Annotated in this window: 19 protein-coding genes and 1 tRNA gene; 14 read left to right on the forward strand and 6 right to left on the reverse strand. The window is 73.5% G+C overall.

The annotated features are described in order from the left end of the window. Nucleotides 1-17: 17 nt before the first annotated feature. Both ABZ783_RS19715 and ABZ783_RS19720 read right to left on the reverse strand, forming a co-directional pair. Nucleotides 18-563, reverse strand: a complete 546-nt coding sequence (locus ABZ783_RS19715; RefSeq protein WP_357440072.1) for a helix-turn-helix domain-containing protein — start codon at nucleotides 561-563, stop codon at nucleotides 18-20. Nucleotides 564-639: 76 nt separating this feature from the next. After that, a complete protein-coding gene (locus ABZ783_RS19720; RefSeq protein ID WP_357440075.1) occupies nucleotides 640-1,035 on the reverse strand; it encodes a helix-turn-helix domain-containing protein in 396 nt (131 codons plus the stop codon). Between the two features lie 81 nt (nucleotides 1,036-1,116). Here ABZ783_RS19720 and ABZ783_RS19725 point away from each other — a divergent pair, with 81 nt between their 5' ends. The 4 genes from ABZ783_RS19725 to ligD all read left to right on the forward strand — a co-directional run bounded on the left by ABZ783_RS19725 (nucleotide 1,117) and on the right by ligD (nucleotide 4,611). After that, a complete protein-coding gene (locus ABZ783_RS19725) occupies nucleotides 1,117-2,571 on the forward strand; it encodes an MFS transporter (protein WP_357440078.1) in 1,455 nt (484 codons plus the stop codon). A gap of 192 nt (nucleotides 2,572-2,763) precedes the next feature. Further along, nucleotides 2,764-3,117, forward strand: coding sequence for an isocitrate lyase/phosphoenolpyruvate mutase family protein (locus ABZ783_RS19730; protein ID WP_357440081.1), 354 nt, complete (start codon nucleotides 2,764-2,766; stop codon nucleotides 3,115-3,117). Continuing rightward, nucleotides 3,114-3,593 (forward strand): cupin domain-containing protein, encoded by a 480-nt coding sequence (locus ABZ783_RS19735; protein ID WP_357440084.1) that lies wholly within the window; start codon nucleotides 3,114-3,116, stop codon nucleotides 3,591-3,593. Before ABZ783_RS19730 ends, ABZ783_RS19735 begins: the two co-directional genes overlap by 4 nt. 58 nt (nucleotides 3,594-3,651) lie before the next feature. Continuing rightward, nucleotides 3,652-4,611 (forward strand): non-homologous end-joining DNA ligase, encoded by a 960-nt coding sequence (gene ligD, locus ABZ783_RS19740; RefSeq protein ID WP_357440087.1) that lies wholly within the window; start codon nucleotides 3,652-3,654, stop codon nucleotides 4,609-4,611. Between the two features lie 80 nt (nucleotides 4,612-4,691). Here the strand turns inward: ligD and ABZ783_RS19745 are convergent. The 4 genes from ABZ783_RS19745 to ABZ783_RS19760 all read right to left on the reverse strand — a co-directional run bounded on the left by ABZ783_RS19745 (nucleotide 4,692) and on the right by ABZ783_RS19760 (nucleotide 7,310). Continuing rightward, a tRNA-Arg gene (locus ABZ783_RS19745) sits at nucleotides 4,692-4,763 on the reverse strand. 159 nt (nucleotides 4,764-4,922) lie between these two features. Next, entirely contained in the window at nucleotides 4,923-5,618 is a 696-nt protein-coding gene (locus ABZ783_RS19750; protein ID WP_357440089.1) for a winged helix-turn-helix domain-containing protein, read from the reverse strand. Between the two features lie 188 nt (nucleotides 5,619-5,806). Continuing rightward, the gene (locus tag ABZ783_RS19755; RefSeq protein WP_357440092.1) at nucleotides 5,807-6,475 is read right to left on the reverse strand and encodes a DUF305 domain-containing protein; all 669 of its coding nucleotides are present in this window, start codon (nucleotides 6,473-6,475) and stop codon (nucleotides 5,807-5,809) included. Nucleotides 6,476-6,485: 10 nt separating this feature from the next. After that, nucleotides 6,486-7,310: a DUF3105 domain-containing protein gene (locus ABZ783_RS19760; RefSeq protein WP_357440095.1), complete on the reverse strand. Its 825-nt coding sequence runs from the start codon at nucleotides 7,308-7,310 to the stop codon at nucleotides 6,486-6,488. Between the two features lie 98 nt (nucleotides 7,311-7,408). On the opposite strand from ABZ783_RS19760, the gene argS reads away from it, so the two are divergent. The 10 genes from argS to ABZ783_RS19810 all read left to right on the forward strand — a co-directional run bounded on the left by argS (nucleotide 7,409) and on the right by ABZ783_RS19810 (nucleotide 25,802). Next, a complete protein-coding gene (gene argS, locus ABZ783_RS19765) occupies nucleotides 7,409-9,076 on the forward strand; it encodes an arginine--tRNA ligase (protein WP_357440097.1) in 1,668 nt (555 codons plus the stop codon). 4 nt (nucleotides 9,077-9,080) lie between these two features. Beyond that, nucleotides 9,081-10,487, forward strand: a complete 1,407-nt coding sequence (lysA, locus tag ABZ783_RS19770; RefSeq protein WP_357440099.1) for a diaminopimelate decarboxylase — start codon at nucleotides 9,081-9,083, stop codon at nucleotides 10,485-10,487. Further along, nucleotides 10,484-11,809: a homoserine dehydrogenase gene (locus tag ABZ783_RS19775; RefSeq protein WP_357440101.1), complete on the forward strand. Its 1,326-nt coding sequence runs from the start codon at nucleotides 10,484-10,486 to the stop codon at nucleotides 11,807-11,809. Before lysA ends, ABZ783_RS19775 begins: the two co-directional genes overlap by 4 nt. 113 nt (nucleotides 11,810-11,922) lie before the next feature. Beyond that, entirely contained in the window at nucleotides 11,923-12,972 is a 1,050-nt protein-coding gene (gene thrC, locus ABZ783_RS19780; RefSeq protein ID WP_357440104.1) for a threonine synthase, read from the forward strand. A 218-nt stretch (nucleotides 12,973-13,190) separates the two neighbouring features. Further along, complete coding sequence (locus ABZ783_RS19785; RefSeq protein ID WP_357440107.1) at nucleotides 13,191-16,424, forward strand: efflux RND transporter permease subunit; 3,234 nt, start codon at nucleotides 13,191-13,193, stop codon at nucleotides 16,422-16,424. Nucleotides 16,425-16,704: 280 nt separating this feature from the next. Next, nucleotides 16,705-17,514: a polysaccharide deacetylase family protein gene (locus tag ABZ783_RS19790; RefSeq protein ID WP_357440110.1), complete on the forward strand. Its 810-nt coding sequence runs from the start codon at nucleotides 16,705-16,707 to the stop codon at nucleotides 17,512-17,514. Nucleotides 17,515-17,535: 21 nt separating this feature from the next. Next, on the forward strand, nucleotides 17,536-18,780 hold the full coding sequence (locus tag ABZ783_RS19795; RefSeq protein WP_357440113.1) for an MFS transporter: 1,245 nt from the start codon (nucleotides 17,536-17,538) through the stop codon (nucleotides 18,778-18,780). Nucleotides 18,781-18,945: 165 nt separating this feature from the next. Further along, the gene (thrB, locus tag ABZ783_RS19800) at nucleotides 18,946-19,884 is read left to right on the forward strand and encodes a homoserine kinase (RefSeq protein ID WP_357440202.1); all 939 of its coding nucleotides are present in this window, start codon (nucleotides 18,946-18,948) and stop codon (nucleotides 19,882-19,884) included. Nucleotides 19,885-20,178: 294 nt separating this feature from the next. After that, complete coding sequence (rho, locus tag ABZ783_RS19805; RefSeq protein WP_357440116.1) at nucleotides 20,179-22,158, forward strand: transcription termination factor Rho; 1,980 nt, start codon at nucleotides 20,179-20,181, stop codon at nucleotides 22,156-22,158. Between the two features lie 188 nt (nucleotides 22,159-22,346). After that, nucleotides 22,347-25,802, forward strand: coding sequence for a phosphodiester glycosidase family protein (locus ABZ783_RS19810; protein ID WP_357440119.1), 3,456 nt, complete (start codon nucleotides 22,347-22,349; stop codon nucleotides 25,800-25,802). The last annotated feature ends 70 nt before the right edge of the window (nucleotides 25,803-25,872 follow it).

Raw genomic sequence — 25,872 nt, forward strand, 5'->3', positions numbered from 1 at the left:
GGGGTCGTGAACTGGGATCAGGTGGCGGGCTCGAGGGCCCGCCGGACGACGGCCAGCAGCGCGGGCCGCAGCTCCTCGTCGGGGATGGCGATGAACTCGGCGCACGTCTCCGCGATCCCGGCGAGCACGACCAGCGCGGCGATCCGCGCGGACGGGCGGTCGGACCGGCCGGCGAACGCGTCGACCAGCCGTTCGGAGATCTGCTGGACGTGCGCGAACGCGGGCTGCTGGAGCAGGTCGGGAAACTCGCCGCGAAGCAGCGCGATCTCCCGCCGGAAGCGGACCGCGAGGTCGACGAAGCCCTCGCCGGCGACCCGCTGGGCGTCCGCGCCGGGGTGCGCGGCGATCCGGGCGTCGAGCGCCTCCAGCACCGTGATGGCGGGTGCCATCAGCTCGCTGAGCAGGGCTTCCTTGTTGGCGAAGTGGTAGAGCACGGTGGCCTTGGAACAGCCCACCTCGCGGGCGATGTCCTGCAGCGAGGTGCCCTTGTAGCCGGTGACGGCGAAGCGTCGCGCCGCCGCCGCGAGGATCTCGTCATGGGTCTCCGGTACCGCCCGTGCCATGTCCTCCAGGATGCCTGACCGATCGGTCAGCACCTGACCGATCGGTCAGACGGATTGCGTGGTCTTCGCCACAGCCTCAGCCGACCGGAGCGCCGTGCTCCTGGTCGTACGCCGCCCGGGCCGTCGTGATCGCGGTCCGGTGCCGCTCCGCCCACGCGGTCAACGCGACCAGTGATTCGTAGAGCTCCAGGGCCATCGGGGTGGCGGTGTACTCCACCTTCGGCGGGACGGTCGGGAAGACGTGCCGGTGCAGCAGGCCGTCCCGCTCCAGGTTGCGCAGGGTCAGCGTGAGCATCCGCCGGCTGATGCCCTCGACCTGCCGCTCCAACTCGGTGAACCGGATCGGCCCCTGTGACGCGGCGATCAGGATGCCGATGCTCCACTTGCCGCCGACCCGATCCAGCGCCTCCCGGACGGTGCAGGCCCGTGCCTGCTGGGCGGTCACGGACACACAGCTGTTCCCCTGGGACACGAAAGTGCCTCCTTCCGCTCGGTCTGATGGTCACAGACGATGGCCTCGGTAACAAACCATGCACCAAGGAGGTCGTACCCGATGACGGGGACCAACCGCTGGCCGGCGCTGCTCGTGCTCTGCGCCGGCAGCCTGATCATCATCCTGGACGGCAGCATCGTCGCCGTGGCGCTCCCGGCCATCCAGGCCGACCTGGGCTTCCACGGCGCCGGGCTGGCCTGGGTGGTGAACGCCTACCTGGTCGCGTTCGGCGGCCTGCTCCTGCTGGCCGGGCGGCTCGGCGACCTGCTCGGCCGGCGCCAGGTCTTCCTGGCCGGGGTGGCCCTGTTCACCCTCGCCTCGCTGCTCTGCGCCGTGGCCGCCGGCCCGGCGATCCTGGTCGCCGCCCGCTTCGCGCAGGGCGTCGGGGGCGCGCTCACCACCGCGGTCAGCCTCGGCATGATCGTCCGGCTCTTCCCCGAGCCGGCCGAGCGGGCCCGGGCGATCGCCGTGTTCAGCTTCACCGGCGCGGCCGGCGCCTCGATCGGCCTGCTGGTCGGGGGAGTGCTCACCGACCTGGCGGGCTGGCGGTCGATCTTCCTGATCAACCTGCCGATCGGCGCGCTGATCCTGGCCGCCGCCGTACGGCTGATCGCGCCGGACCCCGGCGTCGGCCTGCGGGCCGGTCTGGACCTGCTCGGCGCGGTGCTGGCCACCGCCGGCCTGATGGCCGCCGTGCTGGCCATCGTCGGTGCCGGCGAACACGGCTGGACCTCGGCGCGCACCCTCACCGCCGCCGGGCTGGCCATCGCGCTCCTGGCCGGCTTCGCGGCCCGGCAGCGGGTCGCCCCGACCCCGCTGCTGCCACCCCGGGTGCTGCGGGCGCCCGGCCTGGTCGCCGCCAACGCCGTGCAGTTCCTCATGGTGGCCGCGTACTTCGGCTTCCAGTTCCTGCTCGCGCTGCACCTGCAACTCGTCCTCGGGCTGGACCCGGCGACCACCGGCTTCGCCTTCCTGCCCACCCCGCTGGTGATCGCGGCGGTCTCGCTGGGCCTGGCCGGCCGGCTGGTGGCCCGGTACGGCGCCCGGACGGTGCTGGTCGGCGGGCTGGCGCTCGCCGTGGCGGGCTTCCTGCTGCTGGCCCGCCTCCCGGTGGACGCCGGCTACGCGCGGGACCTGCTCCCGGCCATGCTGGTTTTCGGCGTCGCGGGCGGGCTGACCCTGCCGGCGGTCACCACCCTCGCCATGGCCGGTGCCGCGCCCGTCGACGCCGGGCTCGCCTCCGGGCTGGCCAACACCACCCAGCAGGTGGGCGGGGCGCTCGGGCTGGCCACCCTCGCCACCCTGGCCGCGGCCCGCACCGACGCGGCGCGCGCCGCCGGCGCCGACCAGGTCGCCGCCCTCGCCGCCGGCTACCGGTACGCCTTCGCCGTGGCCGCCGCGCTGGTCGTCGCCGCCCTGCTGGTCGCCCTCCGCACCGCCCGGCGGCCCCGTCGCCAGGAAGCCCGCCCGACGGCTCCGGCAGGCCGGCGCTCAGCGACCTGCCCGGTCCGCTGAGCTGGCCTCCTCGCGTGCCGGCGCCGACGGACACCGAGGGTGCGGGTGGCCGGCAGGCGGGCCGACGGCGGTAGCCGGCCGTCGCGGATGGCCGCCCGCAGCGCCCCGTCCAGCCCGGCCCGCCGGCCGCCGCTCGCGTCCAGTTCCAGGTGCAGGTCGACGCCGAAATCGGCCCAGTCCATCGGCGCGGAATTGGAGCTCAGGCGCCGGCCACGAGCCCGGCGAGACCTGCGGGCGTACGGGCCGCCGGAGGGGCGGCTCGCCGAGGCGGTCCGCCGGGCCCGCCGCTATCGGGCCGCCGGGGTGGACTGTGTCTACCCGATCGTCCTCGCCGACATCCGGAGCCTGGTGGCCGAGGTGGACGCCCCGGTCAACGTGCTGGCCCGCCCCGGCGCCCCGGCCGTGGCCGAGCTGGCCGGGCTCGGCGTGGCCCGGGTCAGCTTCGGTGAGGGGCTGTACGCGGCCGCCCGCGCCCGTACCGTCGAGATGCTCGCCGCGATCCGGGCGGGCGACGAGGTGTTCCCGACCGGAGAGGAGGCACGGTGACCTACCCACCGCCGCGTTACTCAGGAGACTGGGGCGAGCCGACCGCCACCTACCGCCCGGCCGACCAGCCGCCCGAGCTGGTCTACCCCAGCGGCGGCACGGCGCACTACCTGGCCACCGGCGCGTCGACCAACGGGCAGTTCGGGCTCTACCGCTGGGAGATGGGCCCGCAGCCGAGCGGCCCGGATCCGCACTTCCACCGATCCATCTCGGAGTCGTTCTACATCCTGTCCGGGACGGTCCGCATCTACGACGGCCGGCGGTGGATCGATGCGGTGCCCGGCGACTTCGTGCACGTCCCGGAGGGTGGCGTCCACGCGTTCCGCAACGAGTCCGGCGAGCCCGCCTCGATGCTGCTGCACTTCGCCCCCGGCGCGCCCCGGGAGGGCTACTTCGAGGGCCTGCTGGACCTGGCCGGCCGGACCGAGGAGGAACGGACGGAGTTCTTTCTGCGGCACGACACGTTCTGGGTCTGACCCCCTCGGCGGCCGTGTCGGGGTTGCCGGCACGGCTTCGGCCCGGGAAGGTGAGCGGATGGGTGCCGCTGACGAGACCCGGGACGGGGTGTCGCTGACCAATCTGGACCAGCCGCTGTTCGACGGGGCCGGGGCGACCAAGCGCGATCTGGTCGACTACCTGGACGCCGTCCATGAGCGGATCCTGCCGGAGTTGCGCGACCGGCCGCTCTCGGTCGTCCGGGTGCGGCCCGGGCAGGACCCGTTCATGCAGAAGGACCTGCCGAAGTACACCCCCGACTGGGTGCGCCGCACCTCGGTCTGGGCGGAGGCGTCCCGCCGGCGGATCTCGTACGCCCTCTGCGACGACCGGCGGACGCTGCTCTGGTTCGCCAACCAGCGGGCGGTGGAGTACCACCCGACGCTGGGCCTGGCGGGCCGGCCGGAGCACCCCACCCAGCTGGTGCTCGACCTCGACCCGCCCCCGGGCGACTCGTTCGGGATGGCGGTCCGGGCCGCGCTGCTGGTTCGGCAGGCGCTGACCGACGTCGGGCTGGCCGGCGCGGTGAAGACCAGCGGCGCCAAGGGTGTGCACGTGATCGTGCCGGTGGCCGCCGAGACCACGGCCGAGGAGGCGGCCGCCGCGACCCGGGCCGTCGCCGCCCGCGCCGAACGCCTCGACCCTGCGCTGGCCACCACCGCGTTCATCGTCGAGGACCGGGGCGGCCGGGTGTTCGTCGACTCGACCCGGGCGTACGGGGCGACGGTGGTGGCGGCGTACAGCCCCCGGGTGCGGCCGGGCACGCCGGTGTCGTACCCGGTTGGCTGGGACGACCTGGAGTCGGCGATGCCCGCCGACTTCACCGTGCGGACCGTGCCGGCGCTGGTCGCCGAGCGGGACCCGTGGGCGGCGGCGCTGCCGGCCCCGCAACGGCTCCCGGCCGACCTGGTCGCCGAGGGGCGGACCATCCCGGTGGCCCGGGTGCAGGCCATGCACGAGGGCAAGCGCCGCGCGAAGGCCCGCCGCGAGGCCGGTTGACCGGTCCGGGTGTGGCTTCCGCAGGTGCCCGCCGGAGATACGAAGAAGCCCGGACCGACGGCCCGGGCTTCTTGTGTCTGTGCCCCCGGCAGGATTCGAACCTGCGCCCCCGCCTCCGGAGGGCGGTGCTCTATCCCCTGAGCTACGGGGGCTCAGCGACCCGAGAAGAGTAGCAAACCCGCCTCCGGATCACCCAATCGGTATCCCGCGCGCCGCCCCAGGTCCACCGTTGCCGCTGATCATGAGGTTGGCGGCAGCGACGGAGATCGTCATCGCCGTCAACCTCATGATCACCGGAAAGGCGGCCGGGGTCAGGCGGCGGCCAGGGGGCGGCCGCAGCTGGGGAGCGGGTGCAGGACGATGCGGCGCGGCAGGCGGCGCGGCCACTCGTTGCGGGGCCACGAGCCGTCGACGATCAGGTGCACGGTGCGCTCCTCGGCGCCGCTGAGCCGCAGCACGAAGTCGCGCGGGAGCGGCGGGTCGACCGACGGTGTGGTGATCATGAAGCGGACCCGGCCCCGGGAGGAGACCGCGGAGATCACGTCGGCCGCCGGCATGGTGCCGCGCAGGCGTATCCGGCCGATCCAGTAGACCTCCGCGGCGTGCTCCTGGGCGGCCCCGGTGATCGCCGGGTACTCGCTGCGCACCCAGCGCTCGACCGCGCCCACGCAGAGCCCGCAGGCCCGCTCCCGGGGCTCCCGCGGGCCCAACCCCCAGGCCCGCAGGTACGCCCCGACCGTGCCGGGGTCCATCGTCAGGTCGAACCGGCGCTGGATGAGAGTGGTCAGGCTCTGTCGCGTCCAGAGCTCCTCGTCCAGGCCGAACCCGTCGGGGTGAACGCCCCGCAGCACGTCGATCAGTTCGAGTTCCTGTTCGCGGCTGAGCGTTCCCGACTCGCCCGGCCGCTGTCCGCGACGGACGGCTGCCACCGCCCCGTCACCGCCGATGGTGTGGCGTCGGCACCAACTGGTCACCGACCTGCCTGCGTCTCTGAGTGCAACCCCCACGTCTTGCGCAACGAGCCCGAATCGCAACTGGTCACGATATGTAGGTAGAAAAGTCTCCAAGGAGCACTATGGGTTGAACTCCATCAAAAAGTTATAAACGGGCATAACGGGCTGGCAGGGAGGCGGGTACGCGGAAGGGCCCGCGTCGGGAACGACGCGGGCCCTTCCAGAGCAGGCGTGCCGGTGGCTCAGCCACCGAGCCGCTTGAGCGCGGCCTGGATGTTGGTCAGATCCGTCTGCTGGGTGTTCTTCATGGTCTGCGCGACCGCCAGCACGTCCTCGTCGTGCCCCTGGTCGAGGATCCCCTGGATCATGTGGATCCCGCCCAGGTGGTGCTGCCGCATCATGGTGAGGAAGAGCACGTCGAACTCCCGGCCCTTGGCGGCCCGCAGCTTCGCCATCTCCTCCGACGTGGCCATGCCCGGCATCAGGCCGTTCTTGACCAGCCCGGCGCCGTCCGGCATCCAGGCCATCGGCGGCTGGCCGCCGGTCGGGTCCAGGTGCCACGAGCGCAGCCAGGTCTGCATGGTGCCGATCTCGCCCTGCTGGCCCGTGGCGATGTCGACGCCCAGCTGCCGTACCTCCGGGTCCTGGCCCTGCTGGAAGGCCAGCAACCCCATCGCCACCGCCTGCGCGTGATGGGTGGTCATGTCCCGGGCAAAGCCCGCCTCGGCGGAGTTGTCACCCGGACGGGTGAGCGTCGGGGTGAGCAGGCCGCCCGCGTACCCGAGCAGGAGACCGACCACGACGGCGGCGGCCAGCGCCAGGACGCCGAAGCGACGCGCGGCCCCCCGGGCACCGTCACCGGTGACCGGGGCCTCGTCGAGGTCGGCGTCCGTCGTCACGGCGGCGGTCATCGCGGCGTCCTCACTGGGTCGGCTGCTCGGGCATCTGGTTGTTCAGGTTGTCCCGGGGCGTGGTGCCGGTGGCGGTGACGCCCTGGTCGCAGAGCGCGGTCGGCCCCTCGATGGAGGCGTTGACCTTCAGCGTCTTGATGAAGTCGTCGATCCGGCTGTCGTCGGCGTTGTCGACCTTGAGCTGGAAGCCCCAGGCCTGCAGCGAGATCGGCTTGTCCAGCCCCTCGAACGGGCTGAGCATCAGCTTCTCCTTGCCCTCGACCTTGGCCTTGAGCTTGGCCACCTGGTCGGCCGGCAGGTCCGGGCGGTAGGTGATCCAGACCGTGCCGTGCTCCAGGCTGTGCACCGCGTGCTCGTTGGCGATCGGGGCGTCGTAGACGTCGCCCATGCAGTTCTGCCAGGCCTGGTTGTGCGGGCCGGCGACCGGCGGGAGGATGTCGTACTTGATCGGGCCCGGCTGGTGGTTGCCACCCTTGACCAGGTCCGGGTCCTTCTTGCGGTAGTCGACGATGCCCTTGATGGCGTCGGCCCGCTTCTGCCACGGCTGCGAGCCCTGGAAGGCGGCGTAGGCGCCGTAGCCGATGATGCCGGCGGCGAGCACGCCGACCGCGACGAAGAGGGCGATCGGGCCCCAGGACCGACCCTGGCTGACCTTCACCGGGGCGACCGGCTTGCGGCCCTTGCCGCCCGCGGCCGGCCGCGGGTTGCCCTTGCCGGACCCGGCCTTGCCGCCGGCGGGCTTGTCGGCAGCGGCCGGCCGGCCGGCGGCCGGCTTCTTGCCGGTGCTGACCACGGTCGGACGGCGCTCCGGGCCGCCCGGGGTGCTGATGCTCATCGTGCCTCGTCAGGTCGGTCGGTCAGGGAGCCCGGCGGGCCGGTTCACATGCTGGTCGCCGCCGCGGTGCCCGAGTCTACCCCCGATAACATGGTTCGGTGACTCCCGCAGAACTCGCCGACGTAGTCCTTGCCGCAGCCCGCGCCGTCTTCGAGGACCGGCGCCTGGACGGCTCCGCGCTGCCCGCGCAGACCACCGTCGAGCGACCCCGAAACCCCGAGCACGGCGACTACGCCTCGACGCTGGCGCTGCAGCTGAGCAAGAAGGTCGGCGTACCCCCGCGGGAGCTGGCCGCCGCCCTGGCCGAGCAGCTCGGTCGGGCGCCCGGGATCAAGTCGGTGGAGATCGCCGGCCCGGGCTTCCTGAACATCCGGCTCGACTCGGCCGCCGCCGGCCAGCTGGCCAAGGTCATCGTCGAGGCCGGCCCGGAGTACGGCCGCAGTGAGACCCTCGCCGGCCAGAAGATCAACCTGGAGTTCGTCTCGGCGAACCCGACCGGCCCGGTGCACATCGGCGGGGTCCGCTGGGCGGCCGTCGGCGACGCGCTGAGCCGGCTGCTCCGCGCCACCGGCGCCGACGTCGGCACCGAGTACTACTTCAATGACGCCGGCTCCCAGATCGACCGGTTCGCCCGCTCGCTGCTCGCCGCCGCCAAGGGCGAGCCGACCCCGGAGGACGGCTACGGCGGGGCGTACCTCGCCGAGATCGCGGACGAGGTGTGCCGGCGCCGGCCGGAGGTCCGGGAGTTGGACGACGCCGCCGCCCAGGAGATGTTCCGGGTCGAGGGCGTCCAGCTGATGTTCGAAGAGATCAAGGCGTCGCTGCGCGACTTCGGCGTCGAGTTCGACACCTACTTCAACGAGAAGGACCTGCACGACCGGGGCGAGCTGGACAAGGCGCTGGCCCGGCTGCGCGAGCAGGGGCACGTCTACGAGGCCGCGGGCGCCACCTGGCTGCGCACCACCGACTTCGGCGACGACAAGGACCGGGTGCTGCGCAAGTCCAACGGCGAGTGGACCTACTTCGCCGCCGACTGCGCCTACTACCTGGACAAGCGCGAGCGCGGCTTCGAGCGCGTGGTGATCATGCTGGGCGCCGACCACCACGGCTACATCGGCCGGATGAAGGCCATGGCCGCCTGTTTCGGCGATGATCCGGACCGCAACCTGGAGATCCTCATCGGTCAGCTGGTCAACCTGGTCCGCGACGGGCAGCCGGTGCGGATGAGCAAGCGGGCCGGCACCGTGGTCACCCTGGAGGACCTGGTCGACGCGATCGGCGTGGACGCCGCCCGATACGCGCTGGCCCGCTACTCGGCCGACTCGCCCATCGACATCGACGTGGAGCTGTGGACCCGGGCCAAGAACGACAACCCGGTCTACTACGTGCAGTACGTGGGCGCGCGGACCGCCGGCATCTCGCGGCAGGCCGCCGAGGCGGGGTTGACCCGGGGCGCGGCGGCGGACTTCCGCCCCGAGCTGCTCAGCCACGAGAAGGAGCACGAGCTGCTCAAGGCCCTCGCCGGGTTCCCGGCCGTGGTGGCCACCGCCGCGGAGCTGCGCCAGCCGCACCGGCTCGCGCACTACCTGGAGCGCGAGGTGGCCCCGGCGTTCCACCGGTTCTACGACCAGTGCCGGGTCACCCCGCAGGGCGAGGAGGAGATCACCGACACCCACCGGGCCCGGCTCTGGCTCAACGACGCCACCCGCGTGGTCATCGCCAACGGCCTGCAGCTGCTCGGCGTCTCCGCCCCGGAAAGGATGTAGTCCCATGCGCGCGCACGAGGCCGGTGCCCTGCACGGCGACATCGGCAACCGCGGGCCGGCCTGGCTGCGTACCCCGGTCGACGTCAACGCCCTGGTGCCGCAGCTGTGGCCGCGCCACGTGGCGCGCGGGGCGGGCGGCGCGCTGGAGGTCGCCGGCCTGGACGTCCGCGAGCTGGCCGCCGAGTTCGGCACCGCGGTGTACGTGCTGGACGAGGACGACCTGCGCTCGCGCTGCCGCGAGTTCCGGGACGCCTTCCCGGACGCCGACGTCTACTACGCCGGCAAGGCCTTCCTCTGCCGGGCAGTGGTCCGCATGATCGCCGAGGAGGGCCTCTTCCTCGACGTCTGCACCGGCGGCGAGCTGGCCACCGCGCTGTCGGCGGGGATGCCGGCGGAGCGGATCGGCTTCCACGGCAACAACAAGTCGGTGGCCGAGCTGACCCGGGCGGTGGACGCCGGGGTGGGCCGGATCATCGTCGACTCGTTCGCCGAGATCGACCGGCTCACCGCGCTCGCCCGCGAGCGTGGGGTACGCCCCAAGGTGCTGGTCCGGGTCACCGTCGGCGTGGAGGCGCACACCCACGAGTTCATCGCCACCGCGCACGAGGACCAGAAGTTCGGCTTCTCGCTAGCCGGCGGGGCGGCTGCGGCGGCCGCCTTCAAGATCCTCGACGAGGGCGTGCTGGAGCTGCGCGGGCTGCACTCGCACATCGGGTCGCAGATCTTCGACGCCAGCGGCTTCGAGGTCTCCGCCCGTCGGGTGCTCGGCCTGCAGGCGCAGATCCGCGACGCCCGCGGGGTGGAACTGCCCGAGCTGGACCTGGGCGGCGGGTTCGGCATCGCGTACACCACGCAGGACGACCCGGCCGCGCCGAGCGACCTGGCCAAGCGGCTGCGCAAGATCGTCGACGCCGAGTGCTTCGCCGAGAAGCTGCGGGTGCCGCACCTGTCCATCGAGCCGGGCCGGGCCATCGTCGGTCCCGCCGTGTTCACCCTCTACGAGGTCGGCACGGTCAAGTCCGTGCCGCTGGGCACTGGCGGCGGCGACGGTCATCGTGCCTACGTGAGCGTGGACGGCGGGATGAGCGACAACATCCGCACCGCGCTCTACGACGCGTCCTACTCGGCGACGGTGGCGAACCGGGCCTCGGCGGCGGAACCGCTGCTCGCCCGCGTGGTGGGAAAGCATTGTGAGTCCGGGGACATCGTGGTGAAGGATGAATTCCTGCCCGCTGACGTGCAGCCCGGAGATCTTGTCGCGGTGCCCGGCACCGGGGCGTACTGCCGGAGCATGGCCAGCAACTACAACCATGTCCCGCGGCCCCCGGTCGTCGCCGTCCGCGACGGTCGGGCCCGGCTGATCGTCCGCCGGGAGACCGAAGCGGACCTGCTCGCATTGGATGTCGGATGACCTCACCCGTTCGCTTGGCGCTGCTCGGCTGCGGCACGGTCGGCAGCGACGTGGTGCGGCTGCTGCACGAGCAGTCGGCCGACCTCGCCGCCCGGATCGGTGCCCCGCTGGAGATCGCCGGCATCGCCGTACGCCGGCTCGGCCGGGACCGAGGTGACCTGCCGGTCGACCCCGCCCTGTTCACCACCGACCCGCTCGGGCTGATCAAGCGGGACGACGTGGACGTCGTGGTGGAGGTCGTCGGCGGCATCGAGCCGGCCCGGAGCTGGCTCGTCGAGGCGCTGCGCGCGGGCAAGAGCGTGGTCACGGCCAACAAGGCGCTGCTCGCCGAGGACGGCGCCGCGCTGCACGACGCCGCCGCCGAGGGCGGCGCCGACCTCTACTACGAGGCGAGCGTCGCCGGGGCCATCCCGCTGCTGCGCCCGCTGCGCGAGTCGCTGCACGGGGACCGGATCAACCGGGTCACCGGCATCGTCAACGGCACCACCAACTTCATCCTCTCCGCCATGGACGCCACCGGCGCCGGTTTCGCCGAGGCGCTGGAGGAGGCCACCGAGCTGGGGTACGCGGAGGCGGACCCGACGGCCGACGTGGAGGGCTTCGACGCCGCCGCCAAGGCCGCCATCCTCGCCTCCCTGGCGTTCCACACCCGGGTCACCGCGGCCGACGTGCACCGGGAGGGCATCACCGAGGTGACCGCCGCCGACGTCGCCAGCGCCAAGGCGATGGGCTGCACCATCAAGCTGCTCTGCATCGCCGCCCGGGGCTCCGACGCGCAGGGCCGCGAGACGGTCAGTGTCCGGGTGCACCCGGCGATGATTCCGCTGACCCATCCCCTGGCCAGCGTCGGCGACGCGTTCAACGCGGTCTTCGTCGAGGCGGAGGCGGCCGGGCAGCTGATGTTCTACGGCCGCGGCGCCGGCGGCGCGCCGACCGCCAGCGCCGTGCTCGGCGACGTGGTGGCGGTGGCCCGCAACCGCCTCGCCGGGGTGCACGCGCCCAGCGAGTCGGCGTACGCCGACCTGTCGGTGCGGCCGATGGGGGAGGCGCTCACCCGCTACCACATCAGCCTCGACGTGACCGACCGGCCGGGTGTGCTGGCGGCGGTGGCCGGGGTGTTCGCCGGGCACGAGGTCTCCATCGCCACCGTCCGGCAGGGCCCGGCGAGTGGCGGCGCGGCCGGCGGGGGCGCGGACGCCGAGTTGGTCATCGTCACCCACGTCGCGCCGGACGCCGCGCTCGCGGCCACCGTCCGGGAGCTGCGTGGGCTGGCGATCGTCCGCTCGGTGACCAGCGTGCTGCGGGTCGAGGGCGGGGCGTAGCTCCCGTCCCGCCTGATGGTTAACCCCAGGTGTGCCGGCGGCCGGTCCGAAAGGCTGGTTCACGCTGGTAGAAGCCCCGATGTGGCCGGGGCGGTCGAGGCGAGGAGAGCGACATGTGGCGGGGTCTGATCGAGACGTACCGGGACCGACTGCCGGTCACCGACGCCACCCCGGTCGTCACCCTGCACGAGGGGAACACCCCGCTGCTGCCGGCGCCGGTGCTCTCCGCCCGGATCGGCGCCGACGTCTGGCTGAAGGTGGAGGGGGCCAACCCCACCGGCTCCTTCAAGGACCGGGGCATGACGGTCGCCGTCTCCAAGGCCGTCGAGGCCGGTGACAAGGCGATCATCTGCGCCTCCACCGGCAACACCAGCGCCTCCGCCGCAGCGTACGCGGCCCGCGCGGGGATCACCTGCGCGGTGCTGGTGCCGCAGGGCAAGATCGCGCTGGGCAAGCTGGCCCAGGCGCTGGTGCACGGCGCCAGGCTGCTCCAGGTGCAGGGCAACTTCGACGACTGCCTGGCGCTGGCCGGCAAGCTCGCCCAGGACTACCCGGTCGCCCTGGTCAACTCGGTCAACATCGACCGGCTGCACGGGCAGAAGACCGCCGCGTTCGAGATCGTCGAGGCGCTGGGCGACGCGCCGGACATCCACTGCCTGCCGGTCGGCAACGCCGGCAACATCTCCGCCTACTGGATGGGCTACTCGGAGGACGTGGCGGCCGGCAACGCCACGAAGGCGCCGAAGATGTATGGCTTCCAGGCGGCCGGTGCCGCCCCCATCGTCACCGGGCAGGTGGTGCCGGAGCCCTCGACCATCGCCACCGCCATCCGGATCGGCAACCCGGCGAGCTGGACCAAGGCGGTCGACGCCCGGGACGCCTCCGGCGGCCTGATCTCGGCGGTCACCGACCGGGAGATCCTCTCGGCGTACCGGCTGCTGGCCCGCGAGGTGGGCGTGTTCGTCGAGCTGGGCAGCGCGGCCAGCGTGGCCGGTCTGCTCCAGCAGGGCGCCGCGGGCCGGGTGCCGGCCGGGTCCACCGTGGTCTGCACGGTCACCGGCCACGGCCTCAAGGACCCGGAGTGGGCCATCTCCACCGCCCCCGCCCCGGTGACCATCGCCAACGACCCCCTGTCCGCCGCCCGCTCCCTAGACCTGGCCTGACCGCCACCCCCTCCTGCCCCGCCGGCCCCGCCGCCCTGCCGGTCCCGCCTGGCGATCATGAGATTAGCGGCAGGGGGAGCGCTCCCATTCGCCGCTAACCTCATGATCAACGGAAGGGGGGGCGGGGATGGGCAGGGGTGGGTGGGTGCGGAGTGGACAGACGGGGTGGGGCAGACTTTGGGCACCCGCAGACCCCATTCCAGGAGTGAGCCACGCCGATGTCGCTGCTCGCCAGATTCAGCCTCGCCAACCGAGGGCTGATCGCCCTCATCGCGCTGGTGACCGCGGCGTTCGGGGCGTTCGCCGTACCATCGCTGAAGCAGCAGCTCCTGCCGTCGCTGGAGTTCCCCGCCGCGTTCATCGTGGCGGCGTACCCGGGCGCCGCGCCGGAGATCGTCGAGTCCCAGGTCACCGAGCCGATCGAGAACAGCCTGCAGGGCATCCCGGGGCTGGAGAAGATCACCTCGACCTCCCGCGAGGGCTCCACCACGGTCCAGGTGCAGTACGCGTTCGGCACCGATCTGGACGACGTGGTCAACAAGATGCAGACCGCGTTGAACCGCATCGACGGGCAGCTGCCCCAGGGGGTGGATCCGCAGGTCATCGCCGGCAGCACCGACGATCTGCCCGCCGTGGTGGTGGCCGCGACCGGCGGCGACGACGAGCAGGCGCTGGCGGAGCAGCTGCGCCGCAACGTCGTACCCGAGCTGGAGGGACTGGACGGGGTCCGGACGGTCGCGGTGACCGGCACCCGCGACCCGGTCGTGCTGGTCACCCCCGACCCGGTGAAGCTGGCCGCGGCGCGGCTGGCCCCCACCGCGATCGGCCAGGCGCTCAAGACCAACGGCGTCGCGGTGCCGGCCGGCGCGGTGGCCGACGGCAGCCGATCGCTGCCGGTCCAGGTCGGCACCCCGATCCGGACCGTGGACGACCTGCGTGGCATCGTGCTCACCACCGCCCCCGCCGCCCCGGTACGCCTCGGCGACGTGGCCCGGGTGGAGCAGCAGCTCGCCCCGGCCACCGGTTTCACCCGGACCAACGGCAAGCCCAGTCTCGGCATCGCCGTCACCGCCACCCCGGACGGCAACGCGGTGCGGATCTCGCACGAGATCCGGGACCGGCTCGACGCGCTCTCGGCCGCCTCCGGCGCCGCGCTCACCGTGGTCTTCGACCAGGCCCCGTTCGTCGAGCGGTCCATCGAGAGCCTCACCACCGAGGGCCTGCTCGGCCTGCTGATGGCGGTGGTGGTGATCCTGGTCTTCCTGCTCTCGATCCGCTCCACCGTGGTCACCGCGGTCTCCATCCCGCTGTCGGTGCTGGTCGCGCTGATCGTGCTCTTGGCCGGCGACCACTCGCTCAACCTGCTCACCCTCGGCGCGCTGACCATCGCCGTCGGTCGGGTCGTCGACGACTCCATCGTGGTGCTCGAGAACATCAAGCGGCACCTGGAGTACGGCGAGCCGAAGCGGGAGGCCATCCTCGGTGCGGTCCGCGAGGTGGCCGGCGCGGTGACCGCCTCGACGCTCACCACGGTCGCCGTCTTCGCGCCGATCGCGCTGGTGGGCGGCTTCGTCGGGCAGCTCTTCGCACCGTTCGCGATCACCGTGACGGTGGCCCTGCTCGCCTCGCTGCTGGTCTCGCTGACCGTGATCCCGGTGCTGGCGTACTGGTTCCTGAAGCCGGGCCGCAGCGGGGCGGACGACGCCGCAGCCCGGCGGGCGGCCGAGGAGAAGGAGCTGCGCAGCCCGCTGCAGCGGGCGTACCTACCGGCCATCGGGTTCGCCACCCGCTCCTGGGGCACCCGCTGGGCCACCGTGGGGCTGGGCCTGCTGGTGCTGCTCGGCACGTTCGGCCTGGCCCAGAAGCTGGAGACCAACTTCCTGGACGACTCCGGCCAGGACATACTGGCCATCCGGCAGGAGCTGCCGGCGGGCACCGGGCTGACCGGCACCGACCAGGCCGCCGCGCGGGTCGAGGAGGTGCTCCGGGGTACGCCGGGGGTGAAGACATACCAGGTCAGCGCGGGCGGCACGGACAGTCCGTGGGCGGGTGGCGGTGGCAACAACACCGCCTCCTACTCGGTGGCGCTCACCGAGGACACCGACGCCGCGAAGGTCCGGCGCACGCTCCGCGAGGAGTTCGACGCCCTCGGCCCGGAGGTGGGTGAGCTGAGCTTCGGCGCCGGACAGAGCGGCGCCTCCGCCAGCCAGCTCGAGGTGGTCGTGCAGGCCGCCGATCAGGAGACCCTGACCCGGGCCGCCGAGGCCGTCCGGGACGCGATGGCCGGTACGCCGGGTGTCGACGACGTCGCCACCGGCCTCGCCGCCCGGGTGCCCCGGGTCGAGGTGACCGTGGACCGGGTCGCCGCGGCGCGGGCCGGGCTCACCGAGGCGGCCGTCGGTCAGCTCGTCGCGCAGGCGTACCGGGGTGCCCCGCTGGGCCAGGTCACGCTGGACGGCCGGCCGCTGAACGTGGTGCTCAGCACCGGGACCCGGCCGCCGCTGAGCGTGGCGGACCTGCGGGCGCTGCCGGTGGGCCCGGTCAAGCTGGACGACATCGCCGACGTCAACCAGGTCGAGGGCCCGCAGCAGGTGACCCGGATCGACGGCGAGCGGAGCGTCTCGGTCACCGGCACGGCAACCGGCTCGGACCTCGGCGCCACCACCCAGGAGTTGCAGAAACGGCTGGACGCGCTGGAGGTGCCGGGGGCGACGTTCGCCATCGGCGGGGTGAGCGCCGACCAGAAGGACGCCTTCGCCGACCTGGGGCTGGCCGTGCTGGCCGCGATCGCGATCGTCTTTCTGATCATGGTCGGTACGTTCCGCAGCCTGACCCAGGCGCTGATCCTGCTGGTCTCCGTCCCGTTCGCGGCCACCGGGGCGATCGCGCTGCTGCTGGCCACCGGGACGCCGCTGGGCGTACCGGCGCTGATCGGCGTGCTCATGCTGGTCGGCATCGTGGTGACCAACGCGATCGTGCTGCTCGACCTGATCAACCAGTACCGGGCCCGGGGGATGGGCGTGACCGAGGCGGTGGTCGAGGGCGGCCGCCGGCGGCTGCGCCCGATCCTGATGACCGCGGTCGCCACGGTGTTCGCGCTGCTCCCGATGGCCTTCGGCCTCACCGGCGAGGGTGGCTTCATCTCCCGGCCGCTGGCGGTCGTGGTGATCGGCGGCCTGATCAGCTCGACGCTGCTGACGCTGATCCTGGTGCCGACCCTCTACACCATGGTGGAACGCGCCAAGGAGTCGCTGCGTGCACTTCGGGCCCGCCGCCGGGGCGCACCGGTGCCGGTCCCGGCGACCGTCGGCGGTGGCGAGCCGCCGGTCGAGCCCGCCGCACCGGCGCCGGCCCGGCCGGCCCCCTCGGCCGCGCTGCTCGACGGTACGGACCAGTTCGAGGTGCTCCGGCTCCCGAAGAGCCGGCGTTCCCCCCTCCCACCAGCCGACTGACCCCCACCCGCCACCGCCGCCCCGGCGGGTTGCGGGCAAATGCCCGGAAAGAGTGGCCATTCCGCCTCGGCTGGCCACTCTTTCCGCGAAAAGGGCCCTCCAGCATCCCCGGGCGGAGGGAGGAGGGACCACTCTTTTCGGGGAAGCGGGCGCTTCGTGGCGGACGGCGGCGCGAGGGGACCGTGGACGGCGACGCCAGGCTGTACCGTGGGTGAGTTGACACCTACTGCGCGTCGTCGGCTCGCTGTCGCGGATGGCCGGCCGGAGCGGGGGCGGGGCCATGGCGGACGGCGTGGGCCGGTGGGACAGGCGGGCGGTGCTGCGTCGCACCGCGCTGCTGGCCGGGGGTGCCGCGCTGGGCGCCGCCGCGACCTCGCAGAGCACCTGGATCGCCGACCGCCGGCTCCCGATCGCCGGCGGGCCGGCCAGTGCCACCGTGGGCAGCCGCCACCAGGAGGTCGGCTCGGGCACGGTCGAGGTCGTCTGGGGCGTACGCACCACGGAGCGCCTGCTCGCCCTCACCTTCGACGACGGGCCGCTGCCACAGTGGACGCCGATGGTGCTGGACACCCTGGATAAGTACGCCGTCCCGGCCACCTTCTTCCTGGTCGGTGTCCGGGCCCGGGAGCACGCCGCCCTGGTCCGGGGCCGGCTGGGGCGGCACGAGGTGGGCAATCACAGTTGGGCCCACCACGACCTGGCCCGGATGGACGCCCACGCCGCGTACGACGACCTCCGGCGCAGCCACGAGGCCATCACCGAGGCCACCGGGGTCGCGCCCCGCCTGATCCGCCCGCCCTGGGGGCACCTGGGTGGGGCGGTGCTGCACGCCGCCGCTCGGCTGGACTACCGGCTGGTGCTGTGGACGTTGCAGATGGTCGAGGGTGAGTTTCCCGACGACCCGGCCGGGCACGCCCGGCGAATCGTCGCCGACGTGCAGCCCGGCACCATCCTGCTCGGCCATGACGTGGGCACGGAGCGGCGGCTGGTCGCGCTGCGCGGCCTGCCCGACATGATCACCGGGCTGCGGGCCCGCGGCTACACCTTCGTGACCGTCTCCCAGATGCTCCGCCACGCCGCCGTGGTCTGACCGGCCCGGTAGTGTGCCGGCGTGTCACCCACCGTCTCGGTCCTGGTCCGCAATCGCGACTTCCGCAACCTCTTCCTCGCCGAGCTGGTGGTGTTCGGCGCCGACTGGTTCGTCATGGTGCCGCTGCTGGTGCTCCTGCCGAAGCTGACCGGCAGCGGGGTGTGGGGGGCGCTGGTGCTCGCCGTGGACACCGGCACGCTGGCGCTGCTGCTGCCGTACACCGGCACCATCGCCGACCGGTTCGACCGGCGGAAGACCATGATCGCGGCCAACCTCGCCGCGCTGGCCGGGGTCCTGCTGCTGCTCGGCGTCCGCAGCTCCCGGACGGCCTGGCTGGCCCTGGTGGCGATCGCGGCCGTGGCGGTGGCGAAGGCGTTCTACTCGCCGGCCGCCCAGGCCGCCCTGCCCAACGTGCTCGACCCGGCGGACCTGGCCGCTGGCAACGCCGTGGCCGGCTCCGCCTGGGGCACCATGACGGTCGTCGGCGCCTCGCTCGGGGGCATGCTCAGCGCGGCCGCCGGCGCGTACGTCAGCTTCTGGGTGGCGGCGGGGAGCCTGGTGGTGGCGGCGGGCCTGGCCGCGCTGATCCGCCGGCCGCTGCAGGCCCCCCGCGACCCGGCGCTGGCACCCACCCGCACCTGGGCGGCGATCCGCGAGGCGCTGCGCTACATCGCGCACCAGCCGCGCGTGCTCGGCCTGGTCACCGTCAAGTCGGCGGTCGGCCTGGGCAACGGCGTGCTGACCGTCTTCCCGCTGCTCGCCGGGGTGTACGGGGTCGGGGCGGTCGGCACCGGACTGCTCTTCGCCGCCCGGGGCGCCGGGGCGCTGGTCGGCCCGATCCTGATGCGCCGGGTGCTCGCCAACCGGGCCTGGCTGCTCACCGGCCTGGCGCTGTCCATGTCCCTCTACGGCCTGGCCTACCTCGGGGTGTCGGTGGTCGCCTGGTTCCCGCTGGTGCTGGTGTTGGTCTTCCTGGCCCACCTCGGCGGCGGCAGCAACTGGGTGCTGTCCAACTACGCCCTGCAGGGCGAGGTGCCGGACCACCTGCGGGGGCGGGTCTTCGCCACCGACATGATGCTGGCGACGCTGGCCATCTCGGTCAGCCAGCTGGCCGTCGCCCTGGTGGTCGACACGGTGAGCGAGCGGAGCGTGCTGGCCGGCTGCGGTCTGGTCACCGTGGTCTACGCGCTGGGCTGGCGGCTGGCCACCCGGCGGCTCTCGCTCACCGATCCGGCGGAGGAGCCCTGTGCCAGCCGGGCGTCCTGACCCGCGCCGGCCCGCACGGTGCGCGCGGCGGCGTCGCCCACCCGCCATCGGGGCTGCGAGGCGCCCACGACCGACGCGGGCTTCGCCGAGCGCGTGGGCACGCATCCCACGGTCCGGGCGAATCGGCGGGCTGTCGGTGTCGGGTCCTAGCATGAGCCGGTGCCGATGACTCTCGCCTCCGGTCCCGTGCGGGTCCGGGTGCCCGCGACCAGCGCGAACCTGGGGCCGGGCTTCGACTCGCTCGGGCTGGCCCTGGGGCTGTACGACGACGTGGCGGCCGAGGTGACCGCCGGTGGGGTCCGGGTTGCGGTGACCGGCGAGGGCGCCGGCGAGCTGCCGGACGGCGACCAGCACCTGGTGGTGGTGGCCATGCGGGCCACCTTCGACGTGCTGGGCACGCAGCCGCCGGGGCTGGCCCTGGAGTGCGTCAACCGGATCCCGCAGGCCCGGGGCCTCGGTTCGTCCTCGGCGGCCATCGTCGCCGGGGTGCTGCTGGCCCGGGCGCTGGCCGACGACGGCGCGGCGCTGCTGGACGACGTCGCCGCGCTCCGGCTGGCCGCCGAGATCGAGGGCCACCCCGACAACGTCGCGCCCTGCCTGCTCGGTGGCTTCACCGTCGCCTGGACCGAGCCGGCCGGTGCCCGGGCGGTGTCGCTGCCCGTGGCGGAGGGCGTCCGCCCGACCGTCTTCGTGCCCGGCGAGCGCGGCCTGACCGCCGTCGCCCGGGCCGCGCTGCCGACCACCGTGCCGCACGCCGACGCGGCCCTGACCGCCGGACGCGCGGCCCTGCTGGTGCACGCGCTGACCACCGATCCGGCGCTGCTGCTGCCGGCCACGGTCGACCGGCTGCACCAGGACTACCGCGCCGAGGGGATGCCGGGGACGGCAGCCCTGGTCGCCGCCCTGCGTGAGGCGGATGTGGCCGCTGTGGTCAGTGGGGCGGGCCCGACCGTCCTGGCGTTGACCGAGGTGCCGGCGGGGTTCGACGCGGGAACAGATTGGCAGCGCTGGGAGTTGCCCATAGATGTCAGCGGTGCCCGGGTCAGCCGGGGTAGACTTGGACACGCCGAGCGGGACCCTGTTGCCGCAGGTCGGAAGAGTTGATTACGCTCTAGACTCAGCACAGCCGCGAAGCACGCGATCTCCTGCGGGGCGGCGCACCCCCGAAGCTCTCGGCGGTCAGCCCGTCACCCCTGCCAAAGGCCTACGCCGCACCGCAGTTTCCACAGGTCGCCGCAGACGGCGAGACCTGCTCACCGACGCTGGTGAGTCGGGAAACCGACCGGCTGCTGTGTCACAGACTCCCGCGACGCGTCCATGCGAGGCGGGTGCACCGAGGCCGCCCGGCCACCTGGTTTCGACTCCGGGCAGCCCCGGCCTATCGAGGGAAGGAATCCATTGAGCGACACCACCGACGTGACGTCGGATGTTTCCAACGTCGCTGGCGATGCCACCGCCGCCGCTCCCACGCGCCGTCGGCGCAGCGGTACCGGCCTGTCGGCGATGCTGCTGCCTGAGCTTCAGAGCCTGGCCGCGTCGCTCGGCATCTCCGGTACGGCTCGCATGCGCAAGGGCGAGCTGATCAGCGCGATCACCGAGCGGCAGGGCGGCGCCGCCGCCGGCACCCCTCGACCGCGGGCCGAGGTCGCGGCCGCGGCCGCTCCGGCCCGGGAAGAGGTGCACGCCGAGGTCCGTGAGGAGCGGGCCGAGACCGAGCGCCGCCCGGCCGAGCAGGCGCCGGCCGCCGAGGTGACCGAGGGTCGTACCCGGAGCCGGCGTGGCCGGGCCGCCGCGACCGCCGAGGCGCGTCCGGCCGAGCCGCGTGCCGAGGAGGCCCCGGCCGAGACCGGTGAGCGGGCCGAGCGCGGCGAGAGCCGCGGCCGGGAGCGTGGCGCCGAGCGGGCAGAGCGCACCGAGCGTGCCGAGCGGGGCGAGCGCACTGAGCGTGCCGAGCGGGGCGAGCGCACTGAGCGTGCCGAGCGTGGCGAGCGGGCCGAGCGGGCTGAGCGCGGCGAGCGTGCCGAGCGCGGCGAGCGTGCCGAGCGGGGCGAGCGGGCCGAGCGTGGCGAGCGCAACGACCGTGGCCAGCGCGCCGAGCGCGCTGAGCGCGACAACGACGGCGACGAGGACGGCGAGGGCGGCGGCCGGCGCGGCCGGCGCAGCCGGTTCCGTGACCGCCGGCGGGGCCGCGGTGAGCGGGCCGAGGGCGGCGAGGGCGGCGGCCGCGAGCCGCAGGTCGGCGAGGACGATGTGCTCGTCCCGGTCGCCGGCATCATCGACGTGCTCGACAACTACGCCTTCGTCCGGACCACCGGCTACCTGGCCGGCCCGAACGACGTGTACGTCTCGATGTCCCAGATCAAGAAGTACGGCCTGCGCCGCGGTGACGCCATCACCGGCGCCGTGCGGGCCGCGCGGGACGGCGAGCAGCGGCGCGACAAGTACAACCCACTGGTCCGGCTGGACACCATCAACGGGATGGAGCCGGACGAGGCGAAGCGCCGGCCGGAGTTCTACAAGCTCACTCCGCTGTACCCGCAGGAGCGGCTGCGGCTGGAGACCGAGCCGCACATCCTGACCACCCGGGTGATCGACCTGGTGATGCCGATCGGCAAGGGTCAGCGGGCGTTGATCGTCTCGCCGCCGAAGGCCGGTAAGACGATGGTGCTGCAGGCGATCGCGAACGCGATCACCCGCAACAACCCGGAGTGCCACCTGATGGTGGTGCTGGTCGACGAGCGGCCGGAAGAGGTCACCGACATGCAGCGGTCGGTGAAGGGCGAGGTCATCGCGGCCACGTTCGACCGTCCGCCGCAGGACCACACCACGGTGGCGGAGCTGGCGATCGAGCGGGCGAAGCGCCTGGTCGAGCTGGGGCACGACGTGGTCGTGCTGCTCGACTCGGTGACCCGGCTCGGTCGGTCGTACAACCTGGCGGCGCCGGCCAGCGGCCGGATCATGTCGGGTGGTATCGACTCCACCGCGCTCTACCCGCCGAAGCGCTTCCTGGGTGCGGCGCGGAACATCGAGAACGGCGGCTCCCTGACCATCCTCGCCACCGCGCTGGTGGAGACCGGGTCGATGGCCGACACGGTCATCTTCGAGGAGTTCAAGGGCACCGGCAACGCCGAGCTCAAGCTGGACCGGAAGATCGCCGACAAGCGGGTCTTCCCGGCGATCGACATCAACCCCTCCGGTACGCGCAAGGAGGAGGTCCTGCTCGCGCCGGAGGAGCTGGCGATCGTCCACAAGCTCCGGAAGGTGCTGCACTCGCTGGACTCGCAGGCGGCGCTCGACCTCCTGCTGGACCGGCTCAAGCAGTCCCGGACGAACATCGAGTTCCTGATGCAGATCGCGAAGTCCACGCCGGGCGAGTGATCCCGCCAGGGGCGGAGCGAAGAGGGGTACGGCCTGCGGGTCGTGCCCCTCTTCCGCGTTCCGGGCCGGGCGCGAAGCGGGCCACGATCAGCGGGGAGATCTCGCACCGAACAGCCGGCTTGAAGTTTTTCTACGGTTAAGCCTAGAGGTATTGAAACTTCTATTCAGTTTCCGGTTGACTGTCGTCCATGCGTATCCGCAGTCGATCTGCCCGTCTCGCCGGCGTCCTGCTGCTGACGCCGCTGCTCACCCTGGCCGGTCCCGTCCCACCCGGGGTCGCGGCGCCCGCAGGCGAGCCGCACACCGCGGCCGAGGACGCCCCGGCCGCCTCCTCCCGCCCTGACTCCGCCGTCGCCCTCGCCGGCGACGCCCCCGGCCTGGAACCGGCCGGCGGCCTGGAGACCGCGAAGACCACCCGTCCGGTCGCCCCCGGACTCGACCTGACCTCCTTCGACCGGTACGACGCCGACGGCTGGCTGCGCGCCGACGCGCTCACCGCCGACCTGTCCGGCGGCGTCACCGTGGACTACGTCAACTCCGGTGCGGTGACCCGGGACGAGCCGCTGCGCGCCGCGGTGGACCGTTCCCGGGCGGTGGCCGCGGTCAACGGCGACTTTTTCGACATCAACAACTCCGGTGCCGCGCAGGGCATCGGCATCCGCTTCGGTGAACTGGTCCAGTCGCCGATCGCCGGGCACACCAACGCCGCCGCGATCAGCGCCGAGGGGCTGGGCCGGGTGATCCAGGTCGGCTTCGAGGGCAGCGCCACCCTGCCGGCCGGGTCGGTGCCGCTGACCCAGTTCAACAACATGGTGCAGCGCGACGGCGTCGGCGTCTTCACCCCGCTCTGGGGGACGTACTCCCGCAAGCGCCCGGTGGAGGGCGCCGCCCGGGTGGTCGAGGTGACGGTGACCGGCGGCAAGGTGGCCGCCGTGGCCACCGCGGCGGGCGAGGGCCCGATCCCGGCCGGCACCACCGTGCTGCTGGGCCGGGAGGCGGGCGCGGACGCGCTCGCGGTGCTGCGGCCGGGCGATCCGGTCGACCTGAGCTGGCGGCCGAAGGCCTCCGACGGGAGCAGCCTGCGCGCCGCGGTCGGCGGCGGCAACGTGCTGATCCGGGATGGCGTGGTGCAGCAGATCGCCGACCAGAGCCTGGCCCCGCGTACCTCGGTCGGCTTCTCCGCCGACGGGCGCAGGATGATCATGCTGACCGTGGACGGCCGGCAGGTGGACAGCCGGGGCGTCACGCAGACCGAGCTGGGCCGGATGATGCGCGAGCTCGGCGCGTGGACCGCGCTGAACCTCGACGGCGGCGGCTCCTCGACCCTGCTGGCCCGCGAGCCCGGCGCGGCCACCGTGCAGGTGGAGAACAGCCCCTCGGACGGCAGCGAGCGGCCGGTGCCGAACGGCCTGGCCATCTACGCCCCGCCGGGCAGCGGCCGGCTCACCGGGTACTGGCTGGAGACGGCGAGCGACCCGACCGCCGCGCCGGGGGTCGCCCCGGTCCGCGGCGGGCGGCCGGACCGGGTTTTCCCCGGGCTCACCCGCCGGCTCACCGCGGCCGGCTACGACGAGACGTACGGGCCGGCGGCCGGCGCGCCGCAGTGGCGGGCCAACCCGGCCGCCCAGGGCACGGTCGACGACGAGGGCGTGTTCCGGGCCGGTCGGCCCGGCCGCAGCACCGTCACCGCCTGGCACGAGGCGGCCCGGGGCACCCTCGACCTGACCGTGCTCGGTCCCCTGGAGCGGATCGACTCAACCGTGGACCGGCTTGGCCTCAACCGGCAGGGTGACACCGGCCTGTTCGGCGTGGTCGGCTACGACGCCGAGGGCAACACCGCGCCGATCGAGCCGGCCGACCTGCGCCTGGACTACGACCACGACCTCCTCGCGGTCACCCCGACCGGCGACGGCAACCTCTCCGTCAAGGCGCTCAGCGACACCGGTTCCGCCCTGGTCACCGTCCACGTCGGAGCGCGGACCACCGTGCTGCCGGTGACCGTCGGGCTGGCCGACGCGCCGGTGGCCGGCTTCGACGACGCCGCCTCCTGGAAGTTCAGCCAGGCCCGGGCCAGCGGGTCGGTCGCGCCGGCGCCGGGCCACACCGGCACCGGCCTGAAGCTGTCGTACGACTTCAGCCAGTCCACCGGCACCCGCGCCGCGTACGCCGACCCGCCGGCCTGGATCCCGGTGCCCGGCCAGCCGCAGGCCTTCGGCATGTGGATCAAGGGCAACGGCGCCGGGGAGTGGCCCAGCCTGCACCTGCACGACGCCCAGGACACCCAGTTCGTGCTCCGCGGCCCGTACGTCACCTGGACCGGGTGGCGGTACGTCGAGTTCGCCGTCCCGCCGGGCGTGCAGTATCCGGTCCGGGTGCGCCGGTTCTACGTGGCGGAGACGGACCCGGCCAAGCAGTACCGGAGCGAGGTGGTCATCGACGACCTGGTGGCCAAGGTGCCACCCACCCTGGACGCGCCGGCCGAGTCACCGCTGACCGACCGGGTGGTGCTGCGCGACGGCACGGTGGACGGCGCGCCCTGGCGCTTCGCGGTGATGTCCGACGCCCAGTTCGTCGCCGCCGACCCGGACAGTGACCTGGTCGCCCAGGCCCGCCGTACGCTCCGCGAGATCAAGGCGGCGAAGCCCGACTTCGTGATCATCGACGGCGACCTCGTGGACACCGCGTACCCGGCGGACTTCGCGCTGGCCAAGCGGATCCTCGACGAGGAACTGGGCGGCGAGCTGCCCTACTACTACGTCCCGGGCAATCACGAGATCATGGGCGCCCCGATCGACAACTTCAAGGCCGTCTTCGGCGACACCTCGCGGGTCTTCGACCACGAGGGCACCCGGTTCGTCACGCTGAACACCGCCAGCGGCTCGCTGCGCGGCGGCGGCTTCGACCAGGTGAAGCTGCTGCGGGACACGCTGGACCGGGCCGCCGCCGACCCGGCCGTCGGCTCGGTCGCGGTGTTCTTCCACCACCCGCCCCGCGACCCCAGCCCGGCCAAGGCCAGCCAGCTCGGCGACCGGAAGGAGGCCGCCCTGGTGGAGCAGTGGCTGGCCGACTTCCAGCACCGCACGGGCAAGGGCGCGCTCCTGGTCAACGGGCACGTCGGCACGTTCCACGCCGAGCGGGTGGACGGCGTCCCGTACGTGATCAACGGCAACTCGGGCAAGAACCCGTCCACTCCACCGCAGCTCGGCGGCTTCACCGGCTGGACCGAGTTCGGCGTCGACCCGGTAACCCCGCAGGAGGCGGAGCGGGCCCGGCGTGACCCGCTGGCCGAGGGGCCGCGCTGGGTCGAGGCGGAGTTCCACGCCCACGTCGACCGGCTCGCCCTGGCGGCTCCGGCCAGCGTCGCGGTGGGCGCCCCGGCGACCGTCACGGCCACGCTCACCCAGCCCGGCGGCCGTACCGTCCCGGTCGCCGCACCGGTCAGCGCCGACTGGTCCGGGTCGCCGAACCTGCACGTCGGCGGGGCCGACGGGGTGAAGCCCTGGCACGTGGCCCGGTTCGACCCGGCGACGGGGCAGTTGACCGCGCTGCGCCCCGGCGGTCAGGTGGTGCTCGCGGTCACCGTCAACGGCGTACCCGCCCAGGCGACGGTCAACTTGACGGCGGCGGAGGCGCCCGCCGCCTGAGCCGCCCCCGGGGGCGCGGCCATGGTCCGCGTCCCCGGAGGCCGGCCGCCACCCGCCGACGGGCCCTGTG

This window comes from Micromonospora sp. NPDC047738, from assembly GCF_040642675.1.
Classification (GTDB): domain Bacteria; phylum Actinomycetota; class Actinomycetes; order Mycobacteriales; family Micromonosporaceae; genus Micromonospora.

Excerpts from the sequence above, each read along its gene's own strand:
- ABZ783_RS19775 (WP_357440101.1), top strand. The coding sequence starts at position 10,484 with ATGACCTCACCCGTTCGCTTGGCGCTGCTCGGCTGCGGCACGGTCGGC.
- thrC (WP_357440104.1), top strand. The coding sequence starts at position 11,923 with ATGTGGCGGGGTCTGATCGAGACGTACCGGGACCGACTGCCGGTCACC.
- ABZ783_RS19790 (WP_357440110.1), top strand. The coding sequence starts at position 16,705 with ATGGCGGACGGCGTGGGCCGGTGGGACAGGCGGGCGGTGCTGCGTCGC.
- ABZ783_RS19760 (WP_357440095.1), bottom strand. The coding sequence starts at position 7,310 with ATGAGCATCAGCACCCCGGGCGGCCCGGAGCGCCGTCCGACCGTGGTC.
- ABZ783_RS19785 (WP_357440107.1), top strand. The coding sequence starts at position 13,191 with ATGTCGCTGCTCGCCAGATTCAGCCTCGCCAACCGAGGGCTGATCGCC.
- thrB (WP_357440202.1), top strand. The coding sequence starts at position 18,946 with ATGACTCTCGCCTCCGGTCCCGTGCGGGTCCGGGTGCCCGCGACCAGC.
- ligD (WP_357440087.1), top strand. The coding sequence starts at position 3,652 with ATGGGTGCCGCTGACGAGACCCGGGACGGGGTGTCGCTGACCAATCTG.
- lysA (WP_357440099.1), top strand. The coding sequence starts at position 9,081 with ATGCGCGCGCACGAGGCCGGTGCCCTGCACGGCGACATCGGCAACCGC.
- ABZ783_RS19755 (WP_357440092.1), bottom strand. The coding sequence starts at position 6,475 with ATGACCGCCGCCGTGACGACGGACGCCGACCTCGACGAGGCCCCGGTC.
- ABZ783_RS19715 (WP_357440072.1), bottom strand. The coding sequence starts at position 563 with ATGGCACGGGCGGTACCGGAGACCCATGACGAGATCCTCGCGGCGGCG.
- ABZ783_RS19810 (WP_357440119.1), top strand. The coding sequence starts at position 22,347 with ATGCGTATCCGCAGTCGATCTGCCCGTCTCGCCGGCGTCCTGCTGCTG.
- ABZ783_RS19725 (WP_357440078.1), top strand. The coding sequence starts at position 1,117 with ATGACGGGGACCAACCGCTGGCCGGCGCTGCTCGTGCTCTGCGCCGGC.